The organism is Bacillus sp. FSL M8-0063 (assembly GCF_038005545.1).
Classification (GTDB): Bacteria; Bacillota; Bacilli; order Bacillales; family Bacillaceae_G; genus Bacillus_A; species Bacillus_A wiedmannii.
This window is the reverse complement of sequence record NZ_JBBOTJ010000001.1, coordinates 378,298-404,741: the sequence shown is the minus strand read 5'-3', so window position 1 is coordinate 404,741 and position 26,444 is coordinate 378,298. Positions and strand designations below refer to the sequence as shown.

General features: G+C 35.0%; 24 protein-coding genes and 2 pseudogenes. 14 read left to right on the top strand and 12 right to left on the bottom strand.

Annotated features, from left to right (window positions below; genetic code table 11):
* Entirely contained in the window at positions 1-1,176 is a 1,176-nt protein-coding gene (locus MKX31_RS01880; protein WP_064477055.1) for an amidohydrolase, read from the bottom strand.
* Between the two features lie 131 nt (positions 1,177-1,307).
* Positions 1,308-2,018, bottom strand: coding sequence for a C39 family peptidase (locus tag MKX31_RS01875; RefSeq protein WP_064477056.1), 711 nt, complete (start codon positions 2,016-2,018; stop codon positions 1,308-1,310).
* A gap of 401 nt (positions 2,019-2,419) precedes the next feature.
* On the opposite strand from MKX31_RS01875, the pseudogene MKX31_RS01870 reads away from it, so the two are divergent.
* The 8 genes and pseudogenes from MKX31_RS01870 to MKX31_RS01835 form a co-directional block, all read left to right on the top strand.
* A pseudogene (locus MKX31_RS01870) lies at positions 2,420-2,640 on the top strand (amino acid permease); the annotation flags it as partial.
* Positions 2,641-2,922: 282 nt separating this feature from the next.
* On the top strand, positions 2,923-3,798 hold the full coding sequence (locus tag MKX31_RS01865) for a cytochrome aa3 quinol oxidase subunit II (RefSeq protein WP_001176181.1): 876 nt from the start codon (positions 2,923-2,925) through the stop codon (positions 3,796-3,798).
* Positions 3,799-3,831: 33 nt separating this feature from the next.
* A complete protein-coding gene (qoxB, locus tag MKX31_RS01860; protein WP_048562936.1) occupies positions 3,832-5,766 on the top strand; it encodes a cytochrome aa3 quinol oxidase subunit I in 1,935 nt (644 codons plus the stop codon).
* Between the two features lie 13 nt (positions 5,767-5,779).
* Positions 5,780-6,382 (top strand): cytochrome aa3 quinol oxidase subunit III, encoded by a 603-nt coding sequence (gene qoxC, locus MKX31_RS01855; protein WP_048562935.1) that lies wholly within the window; start codon positions 5,780-5,782, stop codon positions 6,380-6,382.
* The gene (gene qoxD, locus MKX31_RS01850; RefSeq protein ID WP_063263756.1) at positions 6,383-6,694 is read left to right on the top strand and encodes a cytochrome aa3 quinol oxidase subunit IV; all 312 of its coding nucleotides are present in this window, start codon (positions 6,383-6,385) and stop codon (positions 6,692-6,694) included. It begins immediately after the preceding gene.
* A gap of 220 nt (positions 6,695-6,914) precedes the next feature.
* The gene (locus MKX31_RS01845) at positions 6,915-8,744 is read left to right on the top strand and encodes a monovalent cation:proton antiporter family protein (protein ID WP_088046959.1); all 1,830 of its coding nucleotides are present in this window, start codon (positions 6,915-6,917) and stop codon (positions 8,742-8,744) included.
* A 53-nt stretch (positions 8,745-8,797) separates the two neighbouring features.
* The gene (locus tag MKX31_RS01840) at positions 8,798-9,055 is read left to right on the top strand and encodes a DUF4022 family protein (RefSeq protein ID WP_000926994.1); all 258 of its coding nucleotides are present in this window, start codon (positions 8,798-8,800) and stop codon (positions 9,053-9,055) included.
* Between the two features lie 14 nt (positions 9,056-9,069).
* Positions 9,070-9,507, top strand: coding sequence for a GNAT family N-acetyltransferase (locus MKX31_RS01835; protein WP_064477058.1), 438 nt, complete (start codon positions 9,070-9,072; stop codon positions 9,505-9,507).
* 40 nt (positions 9,508-9,547) lie between these two features.
* Here MKX31_RS01835 and MKX31_RS01830 read toward each other — a convergent pair whose 3' ends face one another.
* The 3 genes from MKX31_RS01830 to MKX31_RS01820 all read right to left on the bottom strand — a co-directional run bounded on the left by MKX31_RS01830 (position 9,548) and on the right by MKX31_RS01820 (position 11,610).
* On the bottom strand, positions 9,548-9,976 hold the full coding sequence (locus MKX31_RS01830) for a hypothetical protein (RefSeq protein WP_064477059.1): 429 nt from the start codon (positions 9,974-9,976) through the stop codon (positions 9,548-9,550).
* A gap of 4 nt (positions 9,977-9,980) precedes the next feature.
* Positions 9,981-10,181 (bottom strand): helix-turn-helix transcriptional regulator, encoded by a 201-nt coding sequence (locus MKX31_RS01825; RefSeq protein WP_000301181.1) that lies wholly within the window; start codon positions 10,179-10,181, stop codon positions 9,981-9,983.
* 136 nt (positions 10,182-10,317) lie between these two features.
* Entirely contained in the window at positions 10,318-11,610 is a 1,293-nt protein-coding gene (locus tag MKX31_RS01820) for an NCS2 family permease (RefSeq protein ID WP_340979796.1), read from the bottom strand.
* A gap of 280 nt (positions 11,611-11,890) precedes the next feature.
* On the opposite strand from MKX31_RS01820, the gene MKX31_RS01815 reads away from it, so the two are divergent.
* Both MKX31_RS01815 and MKX31_RS01810 read left to right on the top strand, forming a co-directional pair.
* The gene (locus MKX31_RS01815) at positions 11,891-13,282 is read left to right on the top strand and encodes an amino acid permease (protein ID WP_064477060.1); all 1,392 of its coding nucleotides are present in this window, start codon (positions 11,891-11,893) and stop codon (positions 13,280-13,282) included.
* A gap of 181 nt (positions 13,283-13,463) precedes the next feature.
* Complete coding sequence (locus MKX31_RS01810; protein ID WP_088046961.1) at positions 13,464-15,011, top strand: DNA-binding protein; 1,548 nt, start codon at positions 13,464-13,466, stop codon at positions 15,009-15,011.
* A 35-nt stretch (positions 15,012-15,046) separates the two neighbouring features.
* On the opposite strand, the gene MKX31_RS01805 is transcribed toward MKX31_RS01810, so the two are convergent.
* Both MKX31_RS01805 and brnQ1 read right to left on the bottom strand, forming a co-directional pair.
* On the bottom strand, positions 15,047-16,768 hold the full coding sequence (locus MKX31_RS01805; RefSeq protein WP_098110877.1) for a DUF2339 domain-containing protein: 1,722 nt from the start codon (positions 16,766-16,768) through the stop codon (positions 15,047-15,049).
* 132 nt (positions 16,769-16,900) lie between these two features.
* Positions 16,901-18,202, bottom strand: a complete 1,302-nt coding sequence (brnQ1, locus tag MKX31_RS01800; protein WP_064477063.1) for a branched-chain amino acid transport system II carrier protein BrnQ1 — start codon at positions 18,200-18,202, stop codon at positions 16,901-16,903.
* 252 nt (positions 18,203-18,454) lie between these two features.
* Here brnQ1 and MKX31_RS01795 point away from each other — a divergent pair, with 252 nt between their 5' ends.
* A complete protein-coding gene (locus tag MKX31_RS01795; RefSeq protein ID WP_088046963.1) occupies positions 18,455-19,840 on the top strand; it encodes a peptide MFS transporter in 1,386 nt (461 codons plus the stop codon).
* A gap of 30 nt (positions 19,841-19,870) precedes the next feature.
* On the opposite strand, the gene MKX31_RS01790 is transcribed toward MKX31_RS01795, so the two are convergent.
* The 4 genes from MKX31_RS01790 to MKX31_RS01775 form a co-directional block, all read right to left on the bottom strand.
* Complete coding sequence (locus tag MKX31_RS01790; protein WP_064477065.1) at positions 19,871-20,503, bottom strand: class A sortase; 633 nt, start codon at positions 20,501-20,503, stop codon at positions 19,871-19,873.
* Between the two features lie 116 nt (positions 20,504-20,619).
* Complete coding sequence (locus MKX31_RS01785; RefSeq protein WP_061675087.1) at positions 20,620-21,093, bottom strand: hypothetical protein; 474 nt, start codon at positions 21,091-21,093, stop codon at positions 20,620-20,622.
* On the bottom strand, positions 21,086-21,304 hold the full coding sequence (locus tag MKX31_RS01780) for a helix-turn-helix transcriptional regulator (protein WP_340979793.1): 219 nt from the start codon (positions 21,302-21,304) through the stop codon (positions 21,086-21,088). Before MKX31_RS01780 ends, MKX31_RS01785 begins: the two co-directional genes overlap by 8 nt.
* A gap of 112 nt (positions 21,305-21,416) precedes the next feature.
* On the bottom strand, positions 21,417-22,682 hold the full coding sequence (locus tag MKX31_RS01775; protein ID WP_064477067.1) for a 3D domain-containing protein: 1,266 nt from the start codon (positions 22,680-22,682) through the stop codon (positions 21,417-21,419).
* A 646-nt stretch (positions 22,683-23,328) separates the two neighbouring features.
* On the opposite strand from MKX31_RS01775, the pseudogene MKX31_RS29195 reads away from it, so the two are divergent.
* Together MKX31_RS29195 and MKX31_RS01765 are read left to right on the top strand one after the other, a co-directional pair.
* Positions 23,329-23,847, top strand: a pseudogene (locus MKX31_RS29195) (methyl-accepting chemotaxis protein); the annotation flags it as partial.
* Positions 23,848-23,981: 134 nt separating this feature from the next.
* Positions 23,982-24,794 (top strand): undecaprenyl-diphosphate phosphatase, encoded by an 813-nt coding sequence (locus MKX31_RS01765; protein WP_000434544.1) that lies wholly within the window; start codon positions 23,982-23,984, stop codon positions 24,792-24,794.
* A 117-nt stretch (positions 24,795-24,911) separates the two neighbouring features.
* Here MKX31_RS01765 and MKX31_RS01760 read toward each other — a convergent pair whose 3' ends face one another.
* On the bottom strand, positions 24,912-25,115 hold the full coding sequence (locus MKX31_RS01760; protein WP_001268332.1) for a hypothetical protein: 204 nt from the start codon (positions 25,113-25,115) through the stop codon (positions 24,912-24,914).
* Between the two features lie 172 nt (positions 25,116-25,287).
* On the opposite strand from MKX31_RS01760, the gene MKX31_RS01755 reads away from it, so the two are divergent.
* On the top strand, positions 25,288-26,439 hold the full coding sequence (locus MKX31_RS01755; RefSeq protein ID WP_064477069.1) for a VanZ family protein: 1,152 nt from the start codon (positions 25,288-25,290) through the stop codon (positions 26,437-26,439).
* Positions 26,440-26,444 lie beyond the last annotated feature (5 nt).

The following is a 26,444-nucleotide window of genomic DNA, read 5'->3' as shown; positions in this document are numbered from 1 at the left end:
TCATTCTCCTTTACTTATAAAATTCATAATAGACGATACAAAGACTTCCACTCCAATCGGTAATGCATCTTCATCAATCGTAAAACGAGGATGATGGTGAGGATATATAATTCCTTTCTCTTTATTTCCTGCACCGATAAAAAAGAATGTCCCTGGCGCCTTTTGTAAAAACGCTGAAAAATCTTCCCCAGCCATCGTCGGTTGTAAACGAGTAACTCGTTCCCTTCCATAAAGCTGTAATGCAGTTTGCTCAATAATCTCTGTAACTTCATAATCATTTACTACTGGTCGATATCCATATTCATAAGAAAATGTATATTTCGCTCCGTAAGATTCCGTCACATGCTTCACAATCCGTTCAATCCTTTTCTCTGTTTCTTCTCGCAACTCATGTCTTAAACTCCGCACTGTCCCTTCAATCTCCGCTTGTTCTGGAATCACATTATGGGTTGTCCCAGCATGAAATTGCGTAACAGATACTACAAGAGAATCTAACGGATTCGTGAGGCGAGATACAATTTGCTGAAGTTGCGAAACAACTTGTGTACCGATTGCGATACTATCAACCGTTTCATGAGGGATTCCAGCATGTCCACCTTTTCCTTCTATCGTAATTTTAAAAACATCCGGGGCAGCCATTGCAGCACCATAAATTACACCTATTTTACCAACCTGTAACGATGCCCAAAGGTGAGCACCAATAATATAATCCACACCTTCCATTACACCCGCTGCAACCATTTCCTCTGCACCGCCAGGAAAGTTTTCTTCTGCATGTTGGAAGAGAAAGCGAATCTCTCCTTTAATCTTCTCTCTTTTTTCTACTAATTTATGTACGACCCCAAGTAATATCGCTATATGTCCATCATGGCCACATGCATGCATCACACCTGGATATGTAGAAATAAAATCAAACTCATTTTCTTCATGAATAGGAAGAGCATCCATGTCAGCACGAACCGCGATAGTTTTACCAGGTTGCTTACCAATTAACCTTGCCATTACACTATATTTAGTAGGTCTGGAAACTTCTAAATATGGGATTTTTCGAAGTATATCAAATACAAACTGTGACGTTTTTTCTTCTTGAAAAGATAGCTCTGGATACTTATGAAAATGCCTTCTCCACTCAATTAATTGATTTTTCGATAAAACCAGTTCCTTTGCAACATCCATTTTCCTTCGCCCCTTCTTCACCAAGTTAAATGTTATTATAACGTGAATTGTTTATTTTTGAAAGAATCTTCTGAATTTTCTATTATAGTAAATTAAAAATAAAAAGCCATCAAAAAGATGACTTTTCATTATTATAAAATAGTAATCGCTTGTTTCCCCATTTGCTCCCAAGCTTTCTCAAACTCTGCACGCGGAACAGCAAAACGTGGATTATTTTTAAGTGGATCATTTACATATATAAAGTTTTGATCATAGCCAACTATTACTACACTATGTTCATAATATGTAATTTTCACTTCGCCAGAGCTTGTATTCCATGTTTCAAAACTACTCTCGGCTAGTGGCTGAAACGTTGTATTAATAATGACCCATACTGGCGAACCGGAACTAACTACTTTATACATATCTTGCACGTCTCTACCTGTTAAATTAACTACTTTTTCAGGAGCATATTTTTCTGCTAAATTAAAAATGGGTTGATTATATACACCATATCCTGGCTTTGCCTTCGTATAAATATTTCCAACGAACCCCTCATAAGGATTTCCACGTAAACCATTTTGTTCAAATGGAACACGATGAATTTCGCTAGCAAGTTGCATCTTATCTACTTGTATACCTTTGTATTGTAGCAACATAGCCAAACTTGTAACTTCACATCCACGAGGTAATTCTGGTAACTGCTTTATAAATGGAACATTTTCAATCATAGTCGCTTCTTTCATTTCAGATAGAAACTCTAAACGGAACACTTGCGCCTTTTGTATAATTTTATCTTTCCCTATAAAAAACGCGGCAGCAAATATAATTCCAAAAACAAAAAGATATTTTAACTTTTTCATTTTAAACAAAACTCCATTAATTATTATTTTACAGACATACCTCTTATCATTGTACCTTTCTTCTTACTAGTTTGCTAGAAAGATTCTGTGAATTATTGTTCACACTTTAATTGTTATAAAAATCTAATTATTTTTAATAAAAAGAAAAAACAACATGATTTTCTGAATCGTTTTGCTGAAACCAAAATAATTAACATAATTAATATATCATACTATTAACAAAAAGCACACTTAGAGCATTTAGTCATAGTTCGCATTTTTACATACTCCATTCATTTCATAATAAATAAGCCGAATATGTGTCACATCCCCCACTAATGTTTAAAAACTCGGAATAAACATCAGTTCATACATACAAGAAAATAACGGGGGAGGGACATATGAATCAACAAGTAGAACAAAATGATTTAAATTATCGCCACCATTTTATCCAATAGTTCCAATCTTAGCATTTTCACTCAATTTCATTACATTTGTTAGTTTAGCTTTCATTCCAGATTAGAGAATTGCTCTTTATTGCGGTATTCCATTTATGATCATTTGTTGCATTTTATACCAATTAAAATATAAAAAAGTTGTCACATTTGAACAACAAATAAATCTAAAAAAAGAAGTAAAATGAATATACAAAATATTCAGCTACCTTTCTTATGATAGGATAGTTTTTTTCTATTTCTTGGATATCTTGGTATAACTTTATTTATCTTAAAATTTCCACAATCACGTTTTTTACTGGAAAATGGTTTACAATGTTATCAAGTTACAAATGATATTCACCTTAAAAAGTGTGCATTTGTGTCTATTTTTTAACAATATCACAAAAACTATTGCCATCTATAAATTAATAGGTTTATATTGTTTTATTGGCATAGTTTCAATCCAAGGAGAAAGGAGATTTTCAATCGTGCAACTAAAGAAAACGTTTTGGAAGCTGGCTTCGCTTCTTCCGTTATCATTACTTCTGTTCCTCGGTGGCTGTGATAAGAAACTCGCAGTATTAAATCCGCAAGGACCTGTTGCAAAAGCACAGTATGATTTAATTGTTTGGTCATTCTTGCTTATGTCATTAATTATCGCAATTGTATTCATCTTGTTTACAGTCATCTTGATTCGTTATCGTGAAAAACCAGAGAATATGGACTACGAGCCACCTGAACAACACGGTAACACATTATTAGAAATTATTTGGACGCTTGTTCCTGTTATTATCGTTATCGCATTATCGATTCCAACAGTAAAAGCAACTTATGCTTCGGAAGAGGTTCCGGAAGAATCCAAACATATTAAACCAGTTGAGATTTATGTTACATCTGCAAACTGGAAATGGTTATTCAGTTACCCAGAGGAAAAAATTGAAACCGTTAACTATTTAAACATCCCAGCTGGTGTACCAATTCAATTCAAACTGACTTCTGTCGGTCCAATGAATGCTTTCTGGGTACCAGAACTTGGTGGTATGAAGTACACTATGGATGGCATGATTATGGATCTTTATTTACAAGCTGATAAGCCTGGTTCTTACCTAGGCCGTAGTGCGAACTTCTCTGGTGAAGGATTCACACATATGGAGTTCGAAGTTGAAGCAAAAACTAAAGAGAAATATGACAAGTGGGTTAAAGAAGTACAACAAACTGCTCCTAAACTAACAGAAGATAAGTACAACGAAATTGTTAAACCTGGTGTAGTTGGTCGTATGACATTCTCTAGTCACCACTTAAGTTATGTAGATCCAAAATCACTTGAATATTGTGATTACAACTACTACAAAAACAAAAAATAATAGCTATTATTCCAACAGATTGGAGTGAACACAGTGAAGCTTGATGAATTCTTTGTCACAGGTGACCCGATTATTTACGGTGCAGACGCTTCTATCGTTCTTGTGACATTAGCAATCATTTTCGTACTAACAAAGTATAAAAAATGGAAATGGCTTTGGGACGAATGGTTAACAACTGTTGACCATAAAAAGATTGGGGCCATGTATATTATTTCTGCGGTTATCATGTTATTCCGTGGTGGTATGGACGGTTTAATGATCCGTGCACAGTTAACATTCCCAGAAACAACTTATTTAAATGCTGAACACTATAACGGAATCTTCACAACACATGGTACAGTTATGATTCTTTTCATGGCGATGCCATTCGTTATGGGATTAATGAACCTTGTAGTACCATTACAAATTGGTGCTCGTGACGTTGCATATCCGTTCTTAAATGCTTTAAGTTTCTGGTTATTCTTTGTCGGAGCAATGTTATTCAACATCGCTTTCGTAATCGGTGGTTCTCCAGACGCTGGGTGGACTTCTTACTTCCCAATGGCAGGTACAGAGTTTACTTCTGGTGTAGGAAATAACTACTACGCAATTGCATTACAGATTTCAGGTCTCGGTACGCTAATGACCGGTATTAACTTCCTTGTTACTATCTTAAAAATGCGTACACCTGGTATGACTTTAATGAGAATGCCCATGTTTACTTGGTCAATCTTAATTACAACAGTTATCATTATTTTCGCTTTCCCAGTATTAACAGTTGCTCTTGCATTAATGACATTTGACCGTCTATTCGATGCTCACTTCTTTACGATGGCGAGCGGCGGTATGCCAATGTTATGGGCCAACCTATTCTGGGTATGGGGTCACCCTGAAGTATATATCGTTATTTTACCGGCATTCGGTATTTTCTCTGAAATCATTAGTACATTCTCACGTAAACGTCTATTCGGTTACAGTGCGATGGTCTACTCAATGGTTGCAATTTCTTTACTAAGTTTCGTCGTATGGCTTCATCACTTCTTCACGATGGGTGCAGGTCCAGCGGTTAACTCATTCTTCTCGATTTCGACAATGGCGATTTCGATTCCAACCGGGGTTAAGATCTTTAACTGGTTGTTTACACTGTATAAAGGACGTATTCGTTTTACAGTTCCAATGCTTTGGTCATTGGCATTTATTCCAAACTTCGTAGTCGGTGGGGTTACAGGGGTTATGCTTGGTATGGCAGCAGCTGATTATCAGTACCATAACAGCTACTTCTTAATTGCTCATTTCCACTACGTATTAATCGCAGGTACAGTATTCGCTATGCTTGCTGGATTCACATTCTGGTATCCAAAAATGACTGGTCATATGTTAAACGAACGCCTAGGTAAATGGACATTCTGGATCTTTATGAGCGGATTCAACATCTGTTTCTTCCCAATGTACTTCTTAGGTTTAGACGGTATGACTCGTCGTATGTACACTTACTCTGAGAGTCTTGGATGGGGATGGCTAAACCAAATCGCATCTGTTGGTGCGGTAATGATGGGTATTGGTTTCCTAATTCTTTGTTACAACGTAATTTGGAGTGCTCGTCACGGTGAACGTGACACAACTGGAGATCCATGGGATGGCCGTACACTTGAATGGGCAACTCAATCTCCTGTACAACATTACAACTTCGCGAAACTTCCTGAAATCAAAGAAGCTGATGCTTTCTGGTACATGAAAAAACGCGGAGAAACAGTTACACCAGCAGCAGAAGATTTAAAACCAATTCACATGCCAAGTAACTCTGGCGTGCCTATTATTGCGTCTTTATTCTTCGGTCTTGCAGGTTTCGCATTAGTATTTAGCTGGTTCTGGCTTGCAGCAATCGGCGGCGTTGGTATTTTAGCTTGCTTAATCTATCGTTCATTCGATTATGATGATGGCTACTACGTAAGCGTTGATGAAATTAAAGAAACAGAACATATAGCATGAGAGGTGAAATGATATGGCGGCTTTAGATAAAAGCTTACCTTTGGAATATCAATCCGAGCAAAGTAGATTGAATATCCTAGGATTCTGGATTTTTCTTGGGGCTGAAATTATGCTGTTCGCAACACTTTTCGCCTCTTATCTAGTACTTGCTGGTCGTACGGCAGATGGCCCAACTCCAGCGCAACTGTTTGAACTTAAAACGCTTTTAATTCAAACATTACTACTTTTAACAAGTAGTTTCACATGTGGTATCGTAATTCACGAAATGCGTAAGAACAACCAAAAAGCAATGCTTGGATGGTTCATCCTTACATTACTTTTAGGTGCAGGTTTCCTATTCTTTGAAATTGAAGAATTCATTATGTACATTGGTGAAGGCGCAACGCTTCAAACAAGTGCTTTCCTATCTGCATTTTTCGTTCTTCTTGGAACACATGGTGCCCACGTAACAGGTGGTATCATTTGGGCAATTTGTGTTATTATCCAAATTTTAAAACGAGGTTTAACACCAGTTACAGCTCGTAAAGTATTTATTATCAGCTTATACTGGCATTTCCTCGATCTTGTTTGGGTCTTTATTTACACACTAGTTTACTTGAACGGGATGGTGGCGTAAATGAGTCAAAATAACAATCAAGCAAATGGGCATGCGCATAGCGGATTCCCATGGTCACACGTTTTCGGATTTATTTTATCGCTTGCACTAACGTTCCTAGCTTTATACGTGGCACTTTATACAAACTTGCCACTTTCAACGATATTAACGTCCATTATCGCAATGGCTGTTGCGCAAGCGTTGTTACAATTAATTATGTTCATGCATTTAAAAGAAGGAGAAGGAAGAGTTCAAGTCCTTACAATGATATACAGTTTCTTCGTTGCAACTGCAACAGTTGGTTTAACTGTATGGATCTTCTTCTCAATGTAATGTACATGAAAAAGACTGCTGAGATTCCTCGGCAGTCTTTTTTTATCCCCTCCCCTATTACATCCACATTACGGAATTAACAACAGAATCATGAAAAATATACTTATTATGACAAATCTTAAGAAAACTCTTTCTTTATGAAATCGAATCCATATGCGTTGCTTTTCTACCTATTATATGGCTAAATAGGTACTATATTTATTTGAAGGGAGAGAACGCAATGGAACATCATACTTCTGTTCTATCACTTATGGTTGTCGTTGCAATCGCGTTTTTCGTTCCCCTTTTGTTACAACGCTTTAAATTAAAAGCACTTCCTGTCGTTGTTGCAGAAATCATCGCAGGAATCTTTGTAGGTAAAAGTGGGTTTAATATTATTGAGCCAGATATGTGGCTTCAAGTCTTATCGACACTAGGATTTATCTTCTTAATGTTCTTAAGCGGTTTAGAAATTGATTTTTCTATCTTTAAACAAAAAGGGAAAAAGAATACGACAAACGAACCAAACACATTCCAAGCAGCGAGCATTATCTTCTTATTTATTTTCATCTTATCTTATGCCCTATCATTACTGTTCGTATGGCTAGGATTCGTGGATAATGCAATGTTTATGACTTTAATTATTTCAACTATTTCTTTAGGTGTTGTCGTACCAACATTAAAAGAGAATAACTTAGGAAAAACGGCAATTGGACAAATCATTTTATTAGTCGCTGTTATTGCAGATTTAGTTACAATGATTTTACTCGCTGTATTCGTCGGATTAAATTCCGAAAGCGGCCAAAGCATGTGGCTCCTTCTTCTTCTATTCGGCGCTGGTATTGTTATTTACTTCGTTGCAAAACGCTTTAAAAACATTCCATACTTAGATAGCTTAAAAGCTGGTAGTGTACAAATTGATACACGAGCTGTTTTTGCACTCATCTTAATATTAGTTGGGTTATCTGAATCTGTTGGAGCTGAAAATATTTTAGGTGCCTTCTTAGCGGGTGTACTTGTATCGTTATTATCACCAAATGAAGATATGGTTGAAAAACTGGATTCCATCGGCTACGGTTTCTTCATCCCTATTTTCTTCGTAATGGTTGGTGTGAATCTAGAAGTTTGGTCTATTTTTAAAGAACCTTCTAGCATGCTAATGATCCCAATTTTAATTGTGGGACTCTTTATTTCAAAGCTGTTACCATCACTCGTCTTACGAAAATGGTATCCACGTAATATCGTACTAGGAAGTGCCATCTTATTAACATCGACACTTTCTTTAGTTATTGCAGCTGCACAAATTGGTGAAAAACTAGGAATCATCAGTCCAAGTCTATCTGCTTCCCTTATTTTAAGCGCAGTTATTACTTGTATTTTTGCACCTATATTATTTAAAAAAATGTTCCCAAAAGTAGATACACCAAAACCAAAAGTTTCTATTATTGGCGCAAGCAGAATTACCCTTCCGTTATCACTTGATTTAAAACGAGAAGATTATGACGTAACACTTTATATGATGCGTCAAAATAAAATAAATGATGAGGAAGCAAAATCACATGACTTCCCTATCGTAAAATTAGATGACATCACGATCGCATCATTAACTGAACAAACAGCATTTAACGCAGATCGCGTTGTTGTTGCAACAAGCGATGATGAACAAAACTTATTATTAGCAGAACATGCAAAAGAACTAGGTGTTGAACATGTTATTGCAAGTGTAGAAGATCCACTTCTACAAGAAAAAGCAACGCAAGAACATATCGCCGTATTCTCAACAATTAACTCTACACGCATTCTATTACGTGCACTAATTGATAAACCGAGTCTCGTTCGCTTAATTACAACAGCAAACGAAACAGTCCGTGAAGTGGAACTACGGAGTAATAAATATAACGGCGTTGCACTTCGTCGCCTTCCATTTTTAGGCGATGTACTCGTCATTCAAATTTACCGCGGTAATAAAGCATTAATCCCACATGGTGATACAAGCCTACAACACGGCGATACATTACTTGTAACTGGCTCAAAAGAACATATCGATACACTAAAAAGCATATTAGAATAGAAAAATGCCCCTCACATAATTGAGGGGCATTTTTTTCCATTTTATATGGTAAAATGTTACTATCACATATTATGAGGATGGATCACATTATGTCTATTGTAACTTTAGCTCTTTTATTATTAGCAGAAATACTCGTTGCCATTATTCTCATCGGTGTTAGCATTGAAATTTGTAGCTACGGATGGAAAAAATCGAATGGAATAAAATACTCCTGCCTCTTACTTTCACTCCTTCTCGGAACTGCTAGCATACTCGGACTTTTCGCCGCACCTGCCTATTTCTTTATACAACTAACAGAAAACGCCTTATAAGAAAGGATGTTAATATGATTACCGTGAAAAATATTGAGGGATCTGAAACTTACGTATTACGTCAAAAAATTTTACGCCCGAATCAAACATTAGCAGATTGTAAATACTCTTCCGACTATGAAACGGACACCTTTCACTTAGGCGCATTTATAAACGATGAACTAATTAGTATCGCTTCCTTCTCAAAAGAGATATACCCTGACTTACTAGCAGGTATTCATTATCGTCTACGAGGAATGGCCACATTACCTGAATTTCGAAACAAACGTGCTGGAAGCTCCTTAATTCAGAAAGCGGAGCAAGTCTTGCAAGAACGCCAAGCAAATATATTATGGTGCAATGGCCGAATTACTGTAGCTGACTATTACAAGCACTTAGGCTTCCAGGAACATGGTGAAATCTTTGAAATTGAACCGATTGGTCTTCATAAATTACTGTATAAAAGAATATAAGAAAAGCTTTCCCCAATATGGGGAAAGCTTTTCTTATATTTCAATCTTCACTTTTTATTTTTTTCATATATATGTATATAAATAAACTAGGAACTAAAAAACAAGCAAACATAATAAGTCCTGTTATACTAATTTCTTTTATCGAAATACCCGGTGTTACAACGATACAAATAGCTAAAATCCCAATAACAATACCTACTGGAATGAATAATAGCTTCCTAAAATAACTACGAGATACTCCCCCTGTATGCTCATACACTTCCACCGAGTTTTTTAAGTTTAAAAAGTTAATAACTATTATCCCGACCATAAATACCATTAATAAATCTGAAACACTTTCATATCCTGCATCTTGCAAAACGTACCGATAAAAAACAACACCTAGTATGACGATATTTTGTAAGATGAAAACGAGTCTAATATGTTTGAGTCCCTCAATCATTAAACGTTCATCTTTCACGATCCTCATCCCCTCACTCCTCTTCCTCCCAAAATAAATCATTCAATGTTTTGTCTACCGCATAACAAATTTTCAAACATAAATCTAAAGACGGGTTGTATTTCCCCTTCTCAATTAAACTAATCGTTTGCCTTGTAACGCCTACTTTTTCTGCTAATTGTTGCTGCGTTAAATCTAACTGAACACGCGCGACTTTTATTTTACTTACAGCCATTCATGTTCCTCCTTCACCTATATTGTAACATATATATTCCATTAAGTAATTTATATTTTACTCCATTAATTTGATTTTCACCTTATTATACACAAAAAAGGAGCCTCTCATAAGAAGCCCCTTTCCTATATCTATATTATAAGAATAAATGGCATCCAAATAAAATTGTAAATAAGTATAGTAACGGATGTACTTCCATCGCTTTCCCTTTCACAATTTTTAAGACTGGATACACTAAAAATCCAATTGCAATTCCATTCGCAATGCTAGACGTTAACGGAATACCAACGAAAATTAAAAATGCTGGTAATGCATCTTCAAATTCATTCCAATTAATATCACGAAGACTTTGCGCCATTAAACTACCTACAATAATTAATGAAGGAGCTGTAATAGCGGCTACACTTGATAAAGAAGCAATCACAGGGCTGAAGAATGCCGTTATAATCGTTAGACAGACAACTACAATACCTGTTAATCCTGTTTTACCACCTGCAGCAATACCAGCTGATGATTCAATCGTCGCTGCTGTTGGGCTTGTTCCAAAAATAGAACCTGTAGTCCCACCAATTGCATCTGCAATAAACGCTTTACCAAAACGTTTCTCTGTATTATCTGTAATTAAACCCGCTTGTTTAATTAAACCGAGTAATGCACCTGTTGTATCAAATAACAGTACAAGTAAAAATGAAAATACAACACCATATAATCCGTATTCAATTACATCTGAAAAGGCATTGATTGGGTTTGAAACGATAATTCCCTCTGGTAAATGAGGCATCGCAACAATTTTATCCGTAAACTTCAGTTGCCCTGTAAAGAAGGCGATAACTCCTGTCACAATCATACTAATAAATAATGCACCGCTCACACGTAATACCATTAATACCGCCGCTAATATTAAACCAATTAAAGTTAAAATAACGGCTGGAGAATGAAAATCACCAATCGTAACTAAATTAGATGGATGATCAACAATAATTCCAGAAAGGCGTAATCCAATAAAAGCAATAAATAGTCCAATTCCCCCTGCAATTGCATGTTTTAAACTATCAGGAATTGCGACAATTAGCTTTTGCCTAAATGAAGTGAAAGATAATAAAAGAAAAATGATACCTGTTACAAATACTGCTGAAAACGCAATGACATATGTAATCCCCTCTGCCTGTTGAACAACAGAATAAGCAAAATACGCATTCATTCCCATAGCTGGAGCAATAACAATTGGATAGTTAGCTAAAAACGACATACATAGCGTCCCTATAACAGTCGCAATAATAGTTGCTGTAAAAGCTTGATCAAATGGTACACCTGCATCAGATAATATTTTCGGATTGATGACAAGAATATACGCAAATGTAAAAAAAGTTGTGATGCCAGCTAAAAGCTCTTGCTTCACAGAAGTGTTATATTTTTGTAATTGAAACATGGTTATGTACCCTTCCTACATCTGAATTATTATCACATATTCTTTTCTTACTAGTATGTGAGAAAATATAATACTTAATCTTAACAATCAATAAAAAGAAGAGTCAATATATTCACTAATAGTTCGAATTTTAAGTTTAAGTCTGACAAGTACAGATGTAGTACAGTTAATCATGTTTATTTTTGTAGCATAACAGATAGAAATGTTTTATAATTTGAAATAGTTAAATATTTAGTAAACGCATTCAAATATCGTTCACTCTACAAGGGGGATTCTTCTTATGCAGCACACAAACAAATCTGAAACTTTAAACCGTGGTTTAAAAGAACGACATATTACTTTAATGTCGCTCGGCTCCGCTATTGGCGTTGGACTATTTTTAGGATCCGCTTCTGCTATTAAGCTAGCTGGCCCTTCTATTCTACTAGGTTATATGATCGCCGGACTCGTTATTTTTTTCATTATGCGAGCACTCGGAGAAATGGCAATTGAACAACCTGTTGCCGGTTCTTTTAGTAAATATGCTTCTGATTATCTTGGACCACTAGCTGGCTATATTACTGGCTGGAACTACTGGTTTTTATGGGTTGTTACTTGCATGGCTGAAATTACAGCGGCTGGCATTTACATGCAATACTGGTTCCCAGATATCCCGCGCTGGACTTGGGCGTTACTCGCTCTATTATTAATGAGTGCTTTCAACTTCTTATCCGTAAAAGTATTTGGAGAACTTGAATTTTGGTTTGCTCTCATCAAAATTGTCACAATTATCTGTATGATAATTATTGGAGCTGGTATTATTTTATTCGGATTCGGAAACGGTGGTATCGCTACTGGTATTTCAAACCTTTGGTCACATGGTGGCTGGTTCCCAAATGGTTTTTCTGGGTTACTACTCTCTTTACAAATGGTGTTATTCGCTTATTTAGGCGTTGAATTAATCGGTGTTACAGCGGGTGAAGCTCAAAATCCGAAAAAAACACTCGCAAAAGCAATCGATAACGTATTTTGGAGAATATTACTGTTCTACGTTGGGGCTCTATTCGTTATGATGGCAATTTATCCATGGAATGAACTTGGTGAGAAAGGAAGTCCATTCGTATTAACATTCCAGCAAATCGGTATCGCAAAAGCAGCAGGTATTATTAACTTTGTCGTATTAACAGCAGCTCTTTCTTCCTGTAATGGTGGTTTATTTAGTACAGGCCGTATGCTATATACACTAGCTCAGCAGAAGAAAGCTCCTGAAAGATTCGGTCGTTTAAATAAAAATGGCATTCCGAGTCAAGGAATTGTAGCAACAGCTATCGTTTTACTCGTTGGTGTTATATTAAACTATCTTGTGCCCGCAAAAGTATTTACATGGCTCACTAGTATTTCAACTTTCGGGGCAATTTGGACTTGGGGCATCATTTTAATCGCTCAAATTAAATTCCGTAAAGGATTGCAAACTGATAAAAAGGACAAGCTAACATATAAAATGCCTCTACATCCATTCAGTTCATATTTCTCACTCGCTTTCCTTGCACTAGTATTAGGTATAATGGCGTATTCAGAAGATACAAGAATTGCATTAATTGTTGGTCCTATTTGGCTTATTGGTTTAGCTATCGTATATTACATGAAAGGGTTCCATAAAATTGACGAAACACCTAATTCAAAAATTAGTTAAACAAAACATCCCTTCCTTATTAATTGGAAGGGATGTTTTTATATCTATATAAATATTTCTCAACAAAATTCACGGTATTTTTACAATTTTTTAATATTTTTTACGTTTTCTGTCTTTATTTTTTCAGAAAAATAAATTACATTATTAAAGCACATATATTTATTATTAGGGGGATTCTTCTATGAAGAATAAAAAATGGATTACATTTTCTTTAGCAACAGCAATTACACTAAGTATAGGGGCTTCGTTCATACCGTCTACTTATGCAGAAAGCTCTGTAGACCCAGCTCCTGAAATTGCTGCAAAAGTTGTAAATCAAAACAATGGGAAGAAAGTATTATTCGATAATACACACGGTCAAACTGCTGGGACGGCTGACTGGGTTATTGATGGTGGCTTTTCTGATTTCGGAAACGGCATTGCCCAAAACGGATATCATGTAAAAGAACTACGTAAATCAACACCGATTACATACGAAGATTTAAAAGACTACAATGTGTTTATCGTTCCAGAAGCAAATATTCCTTACAAAAAATCTGAACAAGATGCTATGTTACAATACGTGAAAAGTGGCGGCAGTATCTTCTTCATTGCCGATCATTATAATGCAGATCGTAATAAAAATCGCTGGGACTCTTCTGAAGTATTTAATGGATATAGACGCGGTGCATGGGATAATCCTGCAAAAGGAATGTCTAGTGAGGAAGTAAATTCACAAGCTATGCAAGGAATAGAAAGCTCTGATTGGCTATCTAACAACTTCGGTATTCGCTTCCGCTACAATGCAATCGGTGATGTTGCAGCTAAAAATATTGTGTCACCTGAACAATCATTCGGAATTACAAAAGGTGTTTCATCTGTAGCAATGCATGCTGGCTCTACTCTAGCCATTACAAACCCAAAACTAGCAAAAGGACTTGTTTATCTTCCAGAAAACCCGTCAAAATGGAATAATGCTGTTGATAGCGGTGTTTATAACGGCGGTGGTGTTGCAGAAGGCCCTTATGCTGCTATCGCAAAAGTAGGACTTGGAAAAGCTGCCTTTATCGGTGACTCTTCTCCGGTGGAAGATGCGACGCCAAAATACGTTCGTGAAGATTCTGGCCAAACAAAGAAAACTTACGATGGTTATAAAGAAGAAAACGATGCTATCTTACTAGAAAATATCGTAAATTGGCTATCGAATAAAGAAACATTTACAAGTTTAGATCAAGTAAATGGTTTACAACTTGATTTACCTACCACTTTACAAACATTTGAACAACCAAGCTTATCAACTGAGCCACAACCTGAACCTTGGAGTGCACCAAATGCAGGTTATCAATGGTTTAATACAAATACTTTCAAACCAGGTTCATACGGTTATAACGGTGCTATAACAGCAAACGACTACGTAGTTACACACCCTAGCACTCTACCAAACAATGAAGTGTTCCAAATCAAAATTCAAGTAAATAACTTATTACCAAACACAACATACACTAATTACTCTTTAGGTATATTCACTACTGGCGGTACACAAGTAGCAAAAGTTCAAAATACAAATGGTACTTGGCCATCTACTTTCGGATACAGTAGTGCGTTCTCTTTCACAACAAACAGCTTAGGTTCTGCTGAGAGAATTGTGAACGTACAAATCGATTCAAATACAGCTGGACAAGCAACGCTTCGTCTACGCCAAAATACAACAGCGAAATACAATGAAGCTGTAATAATTGATAAGAAATAATGAAAAAGGCAATCCGCATACGGATTGTCTTCTTTTTACTTCTCTTCTTTTGAGAAAAACATCCTTGAAATAACGATACCTATACTACCTACAATTAAGAATAACACTGCCCTGATCATCATCGATACTTCTGGTAAGTCCAGAAGGAATAGCTTCCCTATCGTTACGACTAACACGACTAAGCCGGCATACAATATTTCATTCATATTTTTATTCCGTCCAAGCCAAACTGCAAATAATGCATATACCATCCATAATAACGATACAGATACGCTTATTATACTTCCATCTGTAGAAAGCACTTCACCGACTCTAGTAATTGCAATAAATACGATAACCATAAACCAATAGAGTGCTATAGAATAAACATATTTTCCAAAGCTCATTAACACATCTTTCGCTTGTTTCATGCAGTAATAAAATGTACCTATTAAAATAATATGAGCAACAAACCCAGCTGAAATGAAATGATCAAACGGACTAAAAATAGTTTGTATCATTCCAATCGCGTAAATCGTCGCACTAACATACAATTTCACCTGTTGTTTTACTTTAATAGCAGTCATCATACCGAGGAAACCTTGTAATAATAATACAATCGCTGCATTCACTAAACTATACTCATATAAAATCGCTAAACTAAATGCACCCATTGCGAAACCAAATAAAAGATTTGTAAATGTAGAATGTCTATTCTTCCTATATTCAAACACGAACATAGTAGCGTGCACGAGTGCACTAATCATTAATCCCCATGTTGTAAATTCAGGTATTTTTGAAATGGCTAATATAAAGAGAACTGCATTCGCACTAAATATCGCCAAGCGTGGCTCTAATATAAAGCTTCTCTCCGTAAACATATGCCAAAATAATAGTAAGTGAATCAAACCATAAACAACCGTTAACTGTATTTGCAAATCCTCCACTAACATTGACATAATAGCAAAGAAAACAAAAAGGACAATAGCAGCAACAGCATAAGAAATCATATATAAATACTGATAACGATTTTTCAACGCATACCATAATAAGCTAAGTGTTAGTATCGTCTCATATCCAAAGAAAATATATGGATTAGGAGTCGTACTATTTAATAAGAATGGCACGAAGAAAGCTCCTACGGCTACGAATATAGTAAGATATTCCGATTGATACCTCTTCGCTACATAAATACCTAAAATGACCCATGCAATGTTACATACAAACGCAACACTTGCTGGAATAAATCCATATAAATAATGCGCCGCAAATGTCGTTAAAACTATACCCGTAATACTTCCTCCTGCTAATACTAAACCCAACGCTTGCCGCTCTCGTTTAATTTGAATATCACCTATATAATAAAAACCGATTGATAGGACAATACCAAACACAATTCGTATTACAGGTGTTAATAATCCAGCATCTACCCCTGCTTTAAATAACCAGATTACTCCAAGTAACATAATGCCGACAAATATACGTGGCAACCAAGTTTGGCAAAAATTAATAATATTAAATGGTTCTGGTTTAAATGCAGATATATCTACTTGTTTTACCTCACGTTCTTGCACGGGCTCCTTTATTGTAACTACTTCTTCTTTTTGCTTTTCCTCCATTACCGTTTCAATATATTCTTTCTTTTCTTTACTAACATGTTGCTGAGCATTTTCTACTTCTATTTCTCTTTGTTTTGCTTTCAATTCAAAAAGCGCTTCTTGAATCGTTTCAATTGCCGTTTCGAGCGCTTCTATTTTCTTATTTAAATCCTCCTTCATACGCTCCCCCCTCATCATCTATTCAAAATCTATATATTACCAATTACCTTTATCATACTCTTAGTCTATTCATTTTCAATACTATTTTTCCAAAAAAAAGGTGTTTTCCGAAATAGGAAAACACCTTTTTACTCATTTATTCTTATTTAGAACAACACTAACGATGACACCAATACAAGCACCTACAATAGCTGGAACAATCCACCCAACACCTTCTGTATAAAACGGAATGTATTTCAATATTGACGTCCACTGATTCATCATTACATTTTTATTAAAAATATCGATTGCACTAAATACCGCTACAATCCCAACAGTTACTGCATATACGTATGCATACTTTCCAATATATTTATGGAATAACCCTAGAATAATGAGTGTTAATGCAACTGGATAAATAAATCCAAGAATCGGTACTGATACTTTTAAAATTTGTGTTAATCCTAAATTAGCTAAAATCATACTAACAAAACTTAATATAAATGCCCAAACTTTATAAGTTACTTTCGGAAATGCACTTGCGAAAAATTGACTACAAGATGTAACAAGTCCAATTGAAACACATAAGCACGCGATTGTAAAAATAAGACCTAATAAAACGACTCCACCTTGTCCAAATAACGTCGTCATCACTTGTGCTAATACGTTCGCCCCATTATCAAATGTACCTAACGAACCGCTAATTGAACCAACATATCCAAGTATGACATAAATAATAGATAATAATAGTCCTGCTCCAATTCCAGCAATACTCATATATTTCGCTAAACCTTTATCATCTTCAATACCTTTTGCACGAAGAGCATTTGCAATAACAATCCCAAAAATTAAAGCTGCTAATGCATCCATCGTTAAATACCCATCTAAAAACCCTTGGAACATAGGAGCTTGTCCATAGTTTCCAGCAGCCTCTTTCACACTACCTACTGATGTAAACTTGCTCTTTATAAAGATAAGGGCAATCATGCCTAATAATAACGGTGTTAAAACCTTTCCGAACAACCCCATTAATTTAGAAGGTGATAAACTTAACCAGTACACAATACTAAAGAAAATAACCGTGTAACATAATAAAACTATGCTTCCCGCTTCTGAGAAGAACTGACCTGGCCCCATTTCAAAAGCTAAACTTCCTGCACGTGGTATACCAAGTCCTGGTCCAATAAATAAATACACGATACACGGAAAAATAATGGCGAATGAAGAATGAATCCTACCCGCTAACGTTTGAAAGCTTCCTGCTTTTGCAATCGCAATAACTCCCAATATAGGAAGACCTGTTGCTGATATAATAAACCCTACTAATGAAATCCACACATGTTCTCCTGCTTCATACCCAAGGAAAGGTGGGAATATAAGATTCCCCGCTCCAAAGAACATCGAGAATAACATAAGACTAATCAGTAAAATTTCTTTTTTCTGTAACAATTTCATTTCTTTCTCCTTCTTTAATTTCATCTTTTATGAAATCAATTTCACATATAAAAAAGTGCAATAACCCGCTTCCTTACAAAGAAAACATAGTCCATAGTCTAACATAAAAGAAACACCCATTCTATAGCTATATCTCTTTTCCAATTTCTTCTGAAAAATCAACCTTTATTGACTTATAATAGTTAATAAGGTAAAATATTAAATGTACAAAATTATTAACTTTGTTTTTGTTTGTGTCAGGAGGAAAATAACATGGAATCAGCGATACAACTAGAAAGAGAACAACAAAGAAAAAAGAAACATCCTCCAGGTTTATACTTACTCTTCTTTACAGAAATGTGGGAAAGATTTAGTTACTATGGATTACGAGGATTATTAACATTATATTTAACGACAGCTTTAGTAAGCGGTGGTCTTGGGTTTAGTCCCGCATGGGCACTCTCCATTTACGGATTTTATACTGGAGCCTGTTATTTCACACCAATGATTGGTGGATACTTAACAGACCGGTTCCTAGGTAGACGAAAAGCCATCACAATTGGTGGTATAACAATGGCAATCGGTAACCTTACACTATTCGCCATGCAAAACCAAGTCGGCCTATACCTCGGATTAGCGCTTATTATTATCGGTAATGGATTCTTCAAACCGAATATCTCTACACTTGTTGGCGAATTATACGAAGAGAATGATCCAAAACGTGACAGTGCATTTACCATTTTCTATATGGGTATTAACGTCGGATCATTTTTAGCTCCACTCGTTTGCGGATTTTTATCAGAAAATTTATTCAAAACAACGGTTGATGGCGTTGTACATTACGGATTCCGTTACGGTTTCTTAGCCGCTTCAATCGGAATGATCATTGGACAAATTTTATTTACAACACTATCAAATCGCTTCCTTGGTGATCTCGGTAAAAAACCAACTCGCGATTTACAAACAACAGATGGACAACCATCAGTAGGAGATACACCGTTAACAAAAAAAGAAAAACAACGTACCGCAGTTATCGTCATTTTAACATGCTTCGTTGTCTTCTTCTGGGCTGGCTTTGAACAGGCTGGTAGCTCATTAACATTATATACAAACAAATTTGTAGACCGCTCTGTGTTCGGATGGGAAGTTCCAACATCTTGGTTCCAATCGGTCAATCCATTATTTATTATTTTACTTGCTCCAGTCATTTCAGCATTATGGGCAAAACTTGCAACTCGCAAGCGCGGGGATTTAAAAATCCCAACCAAAATGGGACTTGGTATGATCTTGCTTGGTATCGGTTATATCATTCTCGTTATCGCTACATTAAAAACAGGTAGTGATGAACATAACATTACAGAAAAAGCAAACTTACTATTTATCGTCTTTACGTATCTTTTCCATACGTTAGGTGAGCTATTCTTATCACCTGTTGGACTATCAATGGTTAGTGCACTTGCACCAGTAAAACTTGCTTCTTTATTAATGGGAGTATGGTTAGCAAGCTCAGGAATCGCTAACATTTTAGGCGGACAACTTGCAAGCTTCACAACTTCACTTGGATATGCTGAAGTATTTACCGTAATCGGAGCTGTAGCAATTGTATTAGGTTGTGTTTTATTACTAATTTCTAAGAAATTAGTGAAATGGATGGATTAAAAAAAGATGAGGGAAATCCCTCATCTTTTTTTATTTCTTCGCCTTCGTTCCTACTAAATCACCAGCAACAACGTAACGCTTAGAGTTATCCTTAACAGATACACATGTAATAAGCGTTATTTCATCTTTCCCATGATCCTCAACAACTTCCCACTTATCAGGAGTTACTTCAGATACACCAGTAACCGCATATTCATATTCGTTTTCATTATCATACAAATACATTTTGTCGCCTTTTTTTAAAGAGGCTACATCACTAAATAAAACACCTTTTTTAGACATGTTATGTCCTGCTAATGCATAATTCCCTTTTCCCATTACTTGATTTTCTTTTACTGTTGCTGCACCTGATAATAGGTTTTTCTCAGTAGAAGATTTTAAAACAGGGAGTTCTAATGAAACACTCGGGATTGAAATACGACCAATTACTTGTTTCTTATCTAATGATGCATTCGCTACTTCTGCCAAGTCTGGTTGATCAATTTTCGAAGCATCTACAAATGTCGTCTCATGTTTTTCATAATCCATTTTTTGAACAGCCTGTACATTTTCAGTCTGTTTCTTTTCAGCCTGATATCCATCATAAAATGGCTTTCCGATTAACACACCACCTACAACAAATAGAAGGATTGCTACTATACTATAAATTCTTTGCTTATTCATATACAATTCCTTTCCCTTACAAAATCTTACTCTATATAAAATGATAAGATAATATTGCTATATGTACAAGTGTAAGCTAAAAAGAAACCTTCTTGCTAATGCAAGAAGGTTTCTTTTTAAGCGATTTTATTTCGATATAAGGATACGTGAAAAATTGTCATTTGAATAAAGAAAATACTAAATGCAATATATATTGGATATGCAGGAACATATAGATTAGCAATTGGAGAAAGAGTTAAAAAACCAACCGCACAAGGCAACACGTACCATAGTGACATAAATGTAGTACGACAAGCCTTTTCTGTAATTGCCTTTTCCCTCTCATCCTCTTGAGGAAATAATAGTGGAAACATCCAATACGAGAGCTCTTTATATTTTTTCTTTTGAATTTTATAAAGAACAGTCGATACAATACCAAATATTAAAAGTAATCCTAGCGGCATTAAACTCAGTGAAATTTCAGATGGTACTCTCTCCGTTTGAATAAAATTAGCGACTTCAATAGTAAAATAATACAACTCAATAAACGCCCAACCTGCTAATACCATTAAAAGTACATTTAGCATATAAGAAAATACGAGTCTATTCATCCTCTTTCCCCTCCTTATTCAAAACAAACACATCTTCCATCTTTAACTGAAATACATCGCAAATCGTAAGTGCTAATAACAGTGAAGGGACATAATCCCTTTTTTCAATTGCCGCGATTGTTTGTCTTGTCACTCCAACCTTTTCTGCTAATACACTTTGCGAAAAATTAAACCGAGCTCTTAATTCCTTCACTCTATTTAAAATGGTCAATTTTACCACCTCTCACCGTCATTGTATGCTATCCTTAACAAAATGTAAACTCAACTTAACATTATAATTACAAAAAAATCCAACTTTACATATTGTAAAGTTGGATTACATGTTAATTTAAAATTGTAAGCTTAACATTTTTTCTGCCCCATTTACTAGATGAAGCTTTATCTGGCATTAAAACATCAATTTTGTGACCTTTAATCGCGCCACCAGTATCTGCTGCAATTGCTTCTCCGTATCCTTCAACATATACGCGAGAACCTAATGGGATAACAGATGGGTCCACTGCAATTAATTTCATTCCTGGGTTTGCAGTTAGGTTATAGCCTCCCCATGCAGAATATACTTGTTGACCTGGTGCATAGCCATTTTCACCTGGATCTGCTGTATAAGCTGTTGCATGTACATAGATTTCTCTTCCACCAGCAGCTGGTTTAGATGGTTGTGCAGGTTCTACACTTGAATTATTATTTTTAGTTTGAGCTGGCTTACTAGCTTGCTCTTGCTTTTGCTTTTGTTTTTCAGCAACATCTGCCTGTGCCTTAGCTAAAGCTTCTTGCTCAGCCTTTGCAGCTGCTTCTGCTTTTGCACGCTCTTCTGCAGCAATTCTTGCTGCTTCTTGCTCACGAGCAATTGTTTCTTGAACTGCTTTCATATTTGATTCGATTTTAGCTTTTTCTTCTGCTGCTAAATTAAGTTGGCTTGCAACCTGATTATATTTAGCTTGAACTGTTTGTAAGTTAGCTTGACGCTTTTTCAAGTTATCTTGCAACTCAGCTTGTGCTTTGGCTAATTTTTGTTTGTCTACTACTAAAGATTCTTCTTTTTCATCAATTGTTTTCTTATCTTCTTCAATTTGACGAAGATCTTGTTCTTGTAGACGTAAAATTTCTTTATCTGCTTCTAGAATAGTAGAAACTGCGTTCATACGTTGTAAGAAATCTGCAAAGTTTTTTGACTCTACTACAACTTCTACTACTAAACTTGTATTTGAACTGTTTTGAACAGAAACCATACGTTTTCTCATAATATCCTTACGAGCAAGGACTTTATCCTCTAAAACGACAATTTCATTCTTTTTTTGCTCAATCTGCTTATGTGTTTCATCGATTTTACGTTGAATAGCAGCTTGATCCTCTTTATTTTTTGCAATTGTATTATTTAAATTATGTAGTTCGTTTTCGATACCTTGAATTTCTTTATTAACAGCTTGCTTCTCTTGCTCTTTCTTTTGCATCTCTGCATCGTTTTGCTGCAATTGCTGTTGCATGTTGTTAAGTTTCTCGTCGTTTGACTCTGCTTTTACAGCGACTGTACTAGAAAGACTGATAATGCCTGCTAATACTAGACTACTGATTCGCTTAAAATAGTTCATAATCCGACTCCCTTCTTATACAGTTATACATGATTTATTTTACAGTTTGTTTACAATACCATTAAATACAGTTTATTTTTCATGACGAAAAAAAGGGAATTATGCATAAAATGTAATAGATTCTTAAATATTTAACAATTCCTATATTTAAAAATTATAAAAGATGCTAAAATCCAAATATAGAGAAAATATAACTTCTAAAGGCGGTTGAAATAAATATATGTTTACTCAAAAGAAATCACTCCAACATAAAATTGATCAATTAGAAAGTCGTATACAAGAACTAGAAGCAGAATTAAAACAAAAAGATATTGAAAAACAAGAGATCATTTCTTCTATTCACGACCGTGTGCAAAGCGTCGTTCAAGAGCATCAACTCGTAAATAATCAACACCATACACTTCAAAATTTAGTTCAACAATTAAATTCATGTTTCGAAAATGTTTCAACGCGTACAACACATTCCAATGAATTGAATAATGAAATGTTACAAAAAGAACAAAGCTTAATTCAGTCAATTGAAGAAATCATTGACTGTTCTAATGAAGGAAAAGAATCTGTTCATCGTTTACTTATTGTAATTAATAAATTAGGTGAACAATCTCAGCGCACGTCTAATAGTATGAATCATTTAAGTGAGCGCTCAAAAGAAATCGAGCAAATTGTAGAAGTCATCCAAAACATTGCAGCACAAACAAATTTACTTGCTTTAAATGCGAGTATTGAAGCTGCACGTGCTGGAGAGCACGGTAAAGGATTCGCTGTCGTTGCCAATGAAGTAAGAAAACTAGCGGAAAGTACAGCCGAAAGTACAAAAAACATTGGTAACTTAACGAAAAAAATTCAAGAAGAAATTGAAAAAGCATACGATAACACAAAAGATAATTTGCATTTAGTCGATGAAGGTGTAGAAATGAGTGCCGATACAAACGCTAGAATTGAAAACATTTTAATTATGATTCAAACGTTACAAAGCGGTGCTACAAATGTTATTAAAGCTATCGAAAACCAAAAATCTTGTAATGATGATATATTACGTGAATTCGCTAATACACAACAAATGTTCCAAAAATTAAATACTACTATTATGAACCACATTCATGATGCCGAAAAAGTCGATGTTCAATTGACTAAAGGTCTTCAAGAAACAGCGGCTTCTCATTAATAATAAAAACCCCTTATAGCGCGCTATAAGGGGTTTTTATTATATTTCGAATATTTATTTCTTCTCAATATTCATCCGTATCTTTGTTATAATGAACAAGTTGTTTCTTTCGACTAATAAACAAGGAGGTTTTTATGGAACAATTTCATTACATTTTAAAATATTTAATTCTTGGTCTGTTCCAAGGACTAACAGAACCAATTCCGATTTCTTCAAGCGGTCACCTCGTTTTAGCACAACATTTGCTAGGACTAAAAATAGAAGGGTTTAGCTTCGAACTACTTGTTAATTCAGCTTCATTATTAGCTGTATTACTTATTTATAGAAATGATTTAATTCGTCTAACGAAGAATGGTCTATCTTATATATTTACAAGAGCAGAAGATGCAAAATCAGATTTCTTCTTTATTATTTACCTTGTTATTGCGACCATTCCAGCAGGCGTTATTGGTGTTTTATTTAAAGACTATATCGACCAGTACTTAAAAGGCGTGAAAATGGTTGGGATTTCCCTTCTTATTACTGCTGTCGGCCTTTGGATTATTAGAAACTTGCGTGGACGTAAAAATGATGGCGATCTTTCTATGAAAGATGCAATTATCGTCGGATTAGCACAAGCTTGCGCACTAATTCCTGGAATAAGCCGATCAGGTGCAACAATCGTCGCAGCGATGTTACTTGGTATGAAGCAAGAAACAGCTCTTCGTTTCTCATTCTTACTGTATATCCCTGTTAGCTTAGGTGGTTTATTACTAAGTATTACAGACATTGCAAAAGATCCAAACCTAGATACATTATTCGTACCATATGTCGTTGCATTTATCGCAACATTTATCATGACGTATATTTCTTTAAAATGGTTTATGAACATTATGGCAAAAGGAAATTTAAAATATTTCTCTTTCTATTGCATTATCGTAGGTGTACTTACTCTTATTTTCTTATAAAGTGAAACTTACAAATCGAAAAGAGAGTCATTCTATTAAACTAGGATGACTCTCTTTTTTATATTTTTATAATGATAAAGCCCCTCTTACCTTTCTGTACAGTAAGAGGGGCCCCTTTTATGCGTATACTTTCTTTTCTTGACAATACAAACGAATAACATGTTTATTTTGTTGAAATACATCATGCGTTAGGCGGATAATAATAAAATTTCGTTTTGTTTGATCATCATGAACAAAAATCTGTTCTCCCTCCTGAAAACGCCATGCACTTTCAAAAGTTGTAATATGATCCCCACTTACAGAAAAAAGCTCATACCGCATATCTTGTACCCTCTCTCAACTTATAATAATCACAATATCCTTATATTAAATTTAGTATAACTTAATCCCGTTTAAATTTGAAATTTTTTCTATTTAGAAATATTTTAATTTTGTTTTAAAGTTCTTTTAACGTTATAATGATAAACGAATTTTCATTGAAAGGAGCTTCATTTTGACTGCATATTTATTTCCAGTAAAAACAGCATTTATTTTATTTCCTATTTTAGCAATGTTTCTGTTAATCCCATTTTTAATATTTAATTATCGAAAATACGGTTATTTAAATAAATGGCGCTCATTTATTTTGTATTCATTACTACTCTATTTATTAAATGCCTATTTTCTTGTTATTTTGCCGTTACCACAAACGTATGATACTTGTAGCCTACAACCGGCTAATACACAGCACATGCAACTCTCACCATTTTATTTCATACAAGAGATTAGTAATCATACATCGGCAATTTTAGCGAAACCAACTACTTATTTCTATTTATTAAAAGAATCTGCGTTTTTACAAGTAGCATTTAACGTTCTATTAACCGTTCCATTCGGTGTTTATCTACGTTATTATTTCCGACGTAGTTTCTTACAAACAGTTTGTATTTCTTTTTGTCTTTCACTATTTTTCGAACTGACACAGGTGACTGGACTATACGGTATATACAATTGTGCATATCGCTTATTCGATATCGATGATCTATTTTTAAACACATTAGGCGGCGTAATTGGTTTTATCATTGCACCAATATTTACGTACTTCCTTCCGAAAACAAGCGAATTGGATAGTCATATTGATTTGGAAACAAAACCAGTCGGATTCGTTCGTCGTCTTATCGCTATGCAAATTGATTGGCTGTTCTTATCTATCGTTGTGCCTGTCATTAAAAATAAAGGAAATTCTCTATTTATTTCTAATGTCCAATCTTACACAAATGTATACGAACTCTTTTTCATTACATGTTCAATCTTTATTTACTTTATTATCATTCCATACTTTACGAATGGAAGAACAATAGGAAAAGCGTTGCTTCGGATTTACATTAAAGGACAAGCAGAGCGTATTACACTAAAAGAATTATTCATTCGTTACGGGATATTCTATTTCATTTTAGGCGGAATCAATTATATTCTTTCGAGTAGCTCTATCTTAAATCATACAGAGCCTTTAGTATTACTAGTTATACTATTATTCCAATTTGTAATTAACGGTCTATTTATTATTCATGTTTTATTACATGTATTTAGTCGTGATAAATTACTATTTTACGAGCGTATTAGTCAAACAAGAAATGCGATCATACTAAAAAAAGCTGACAAGTAATACTT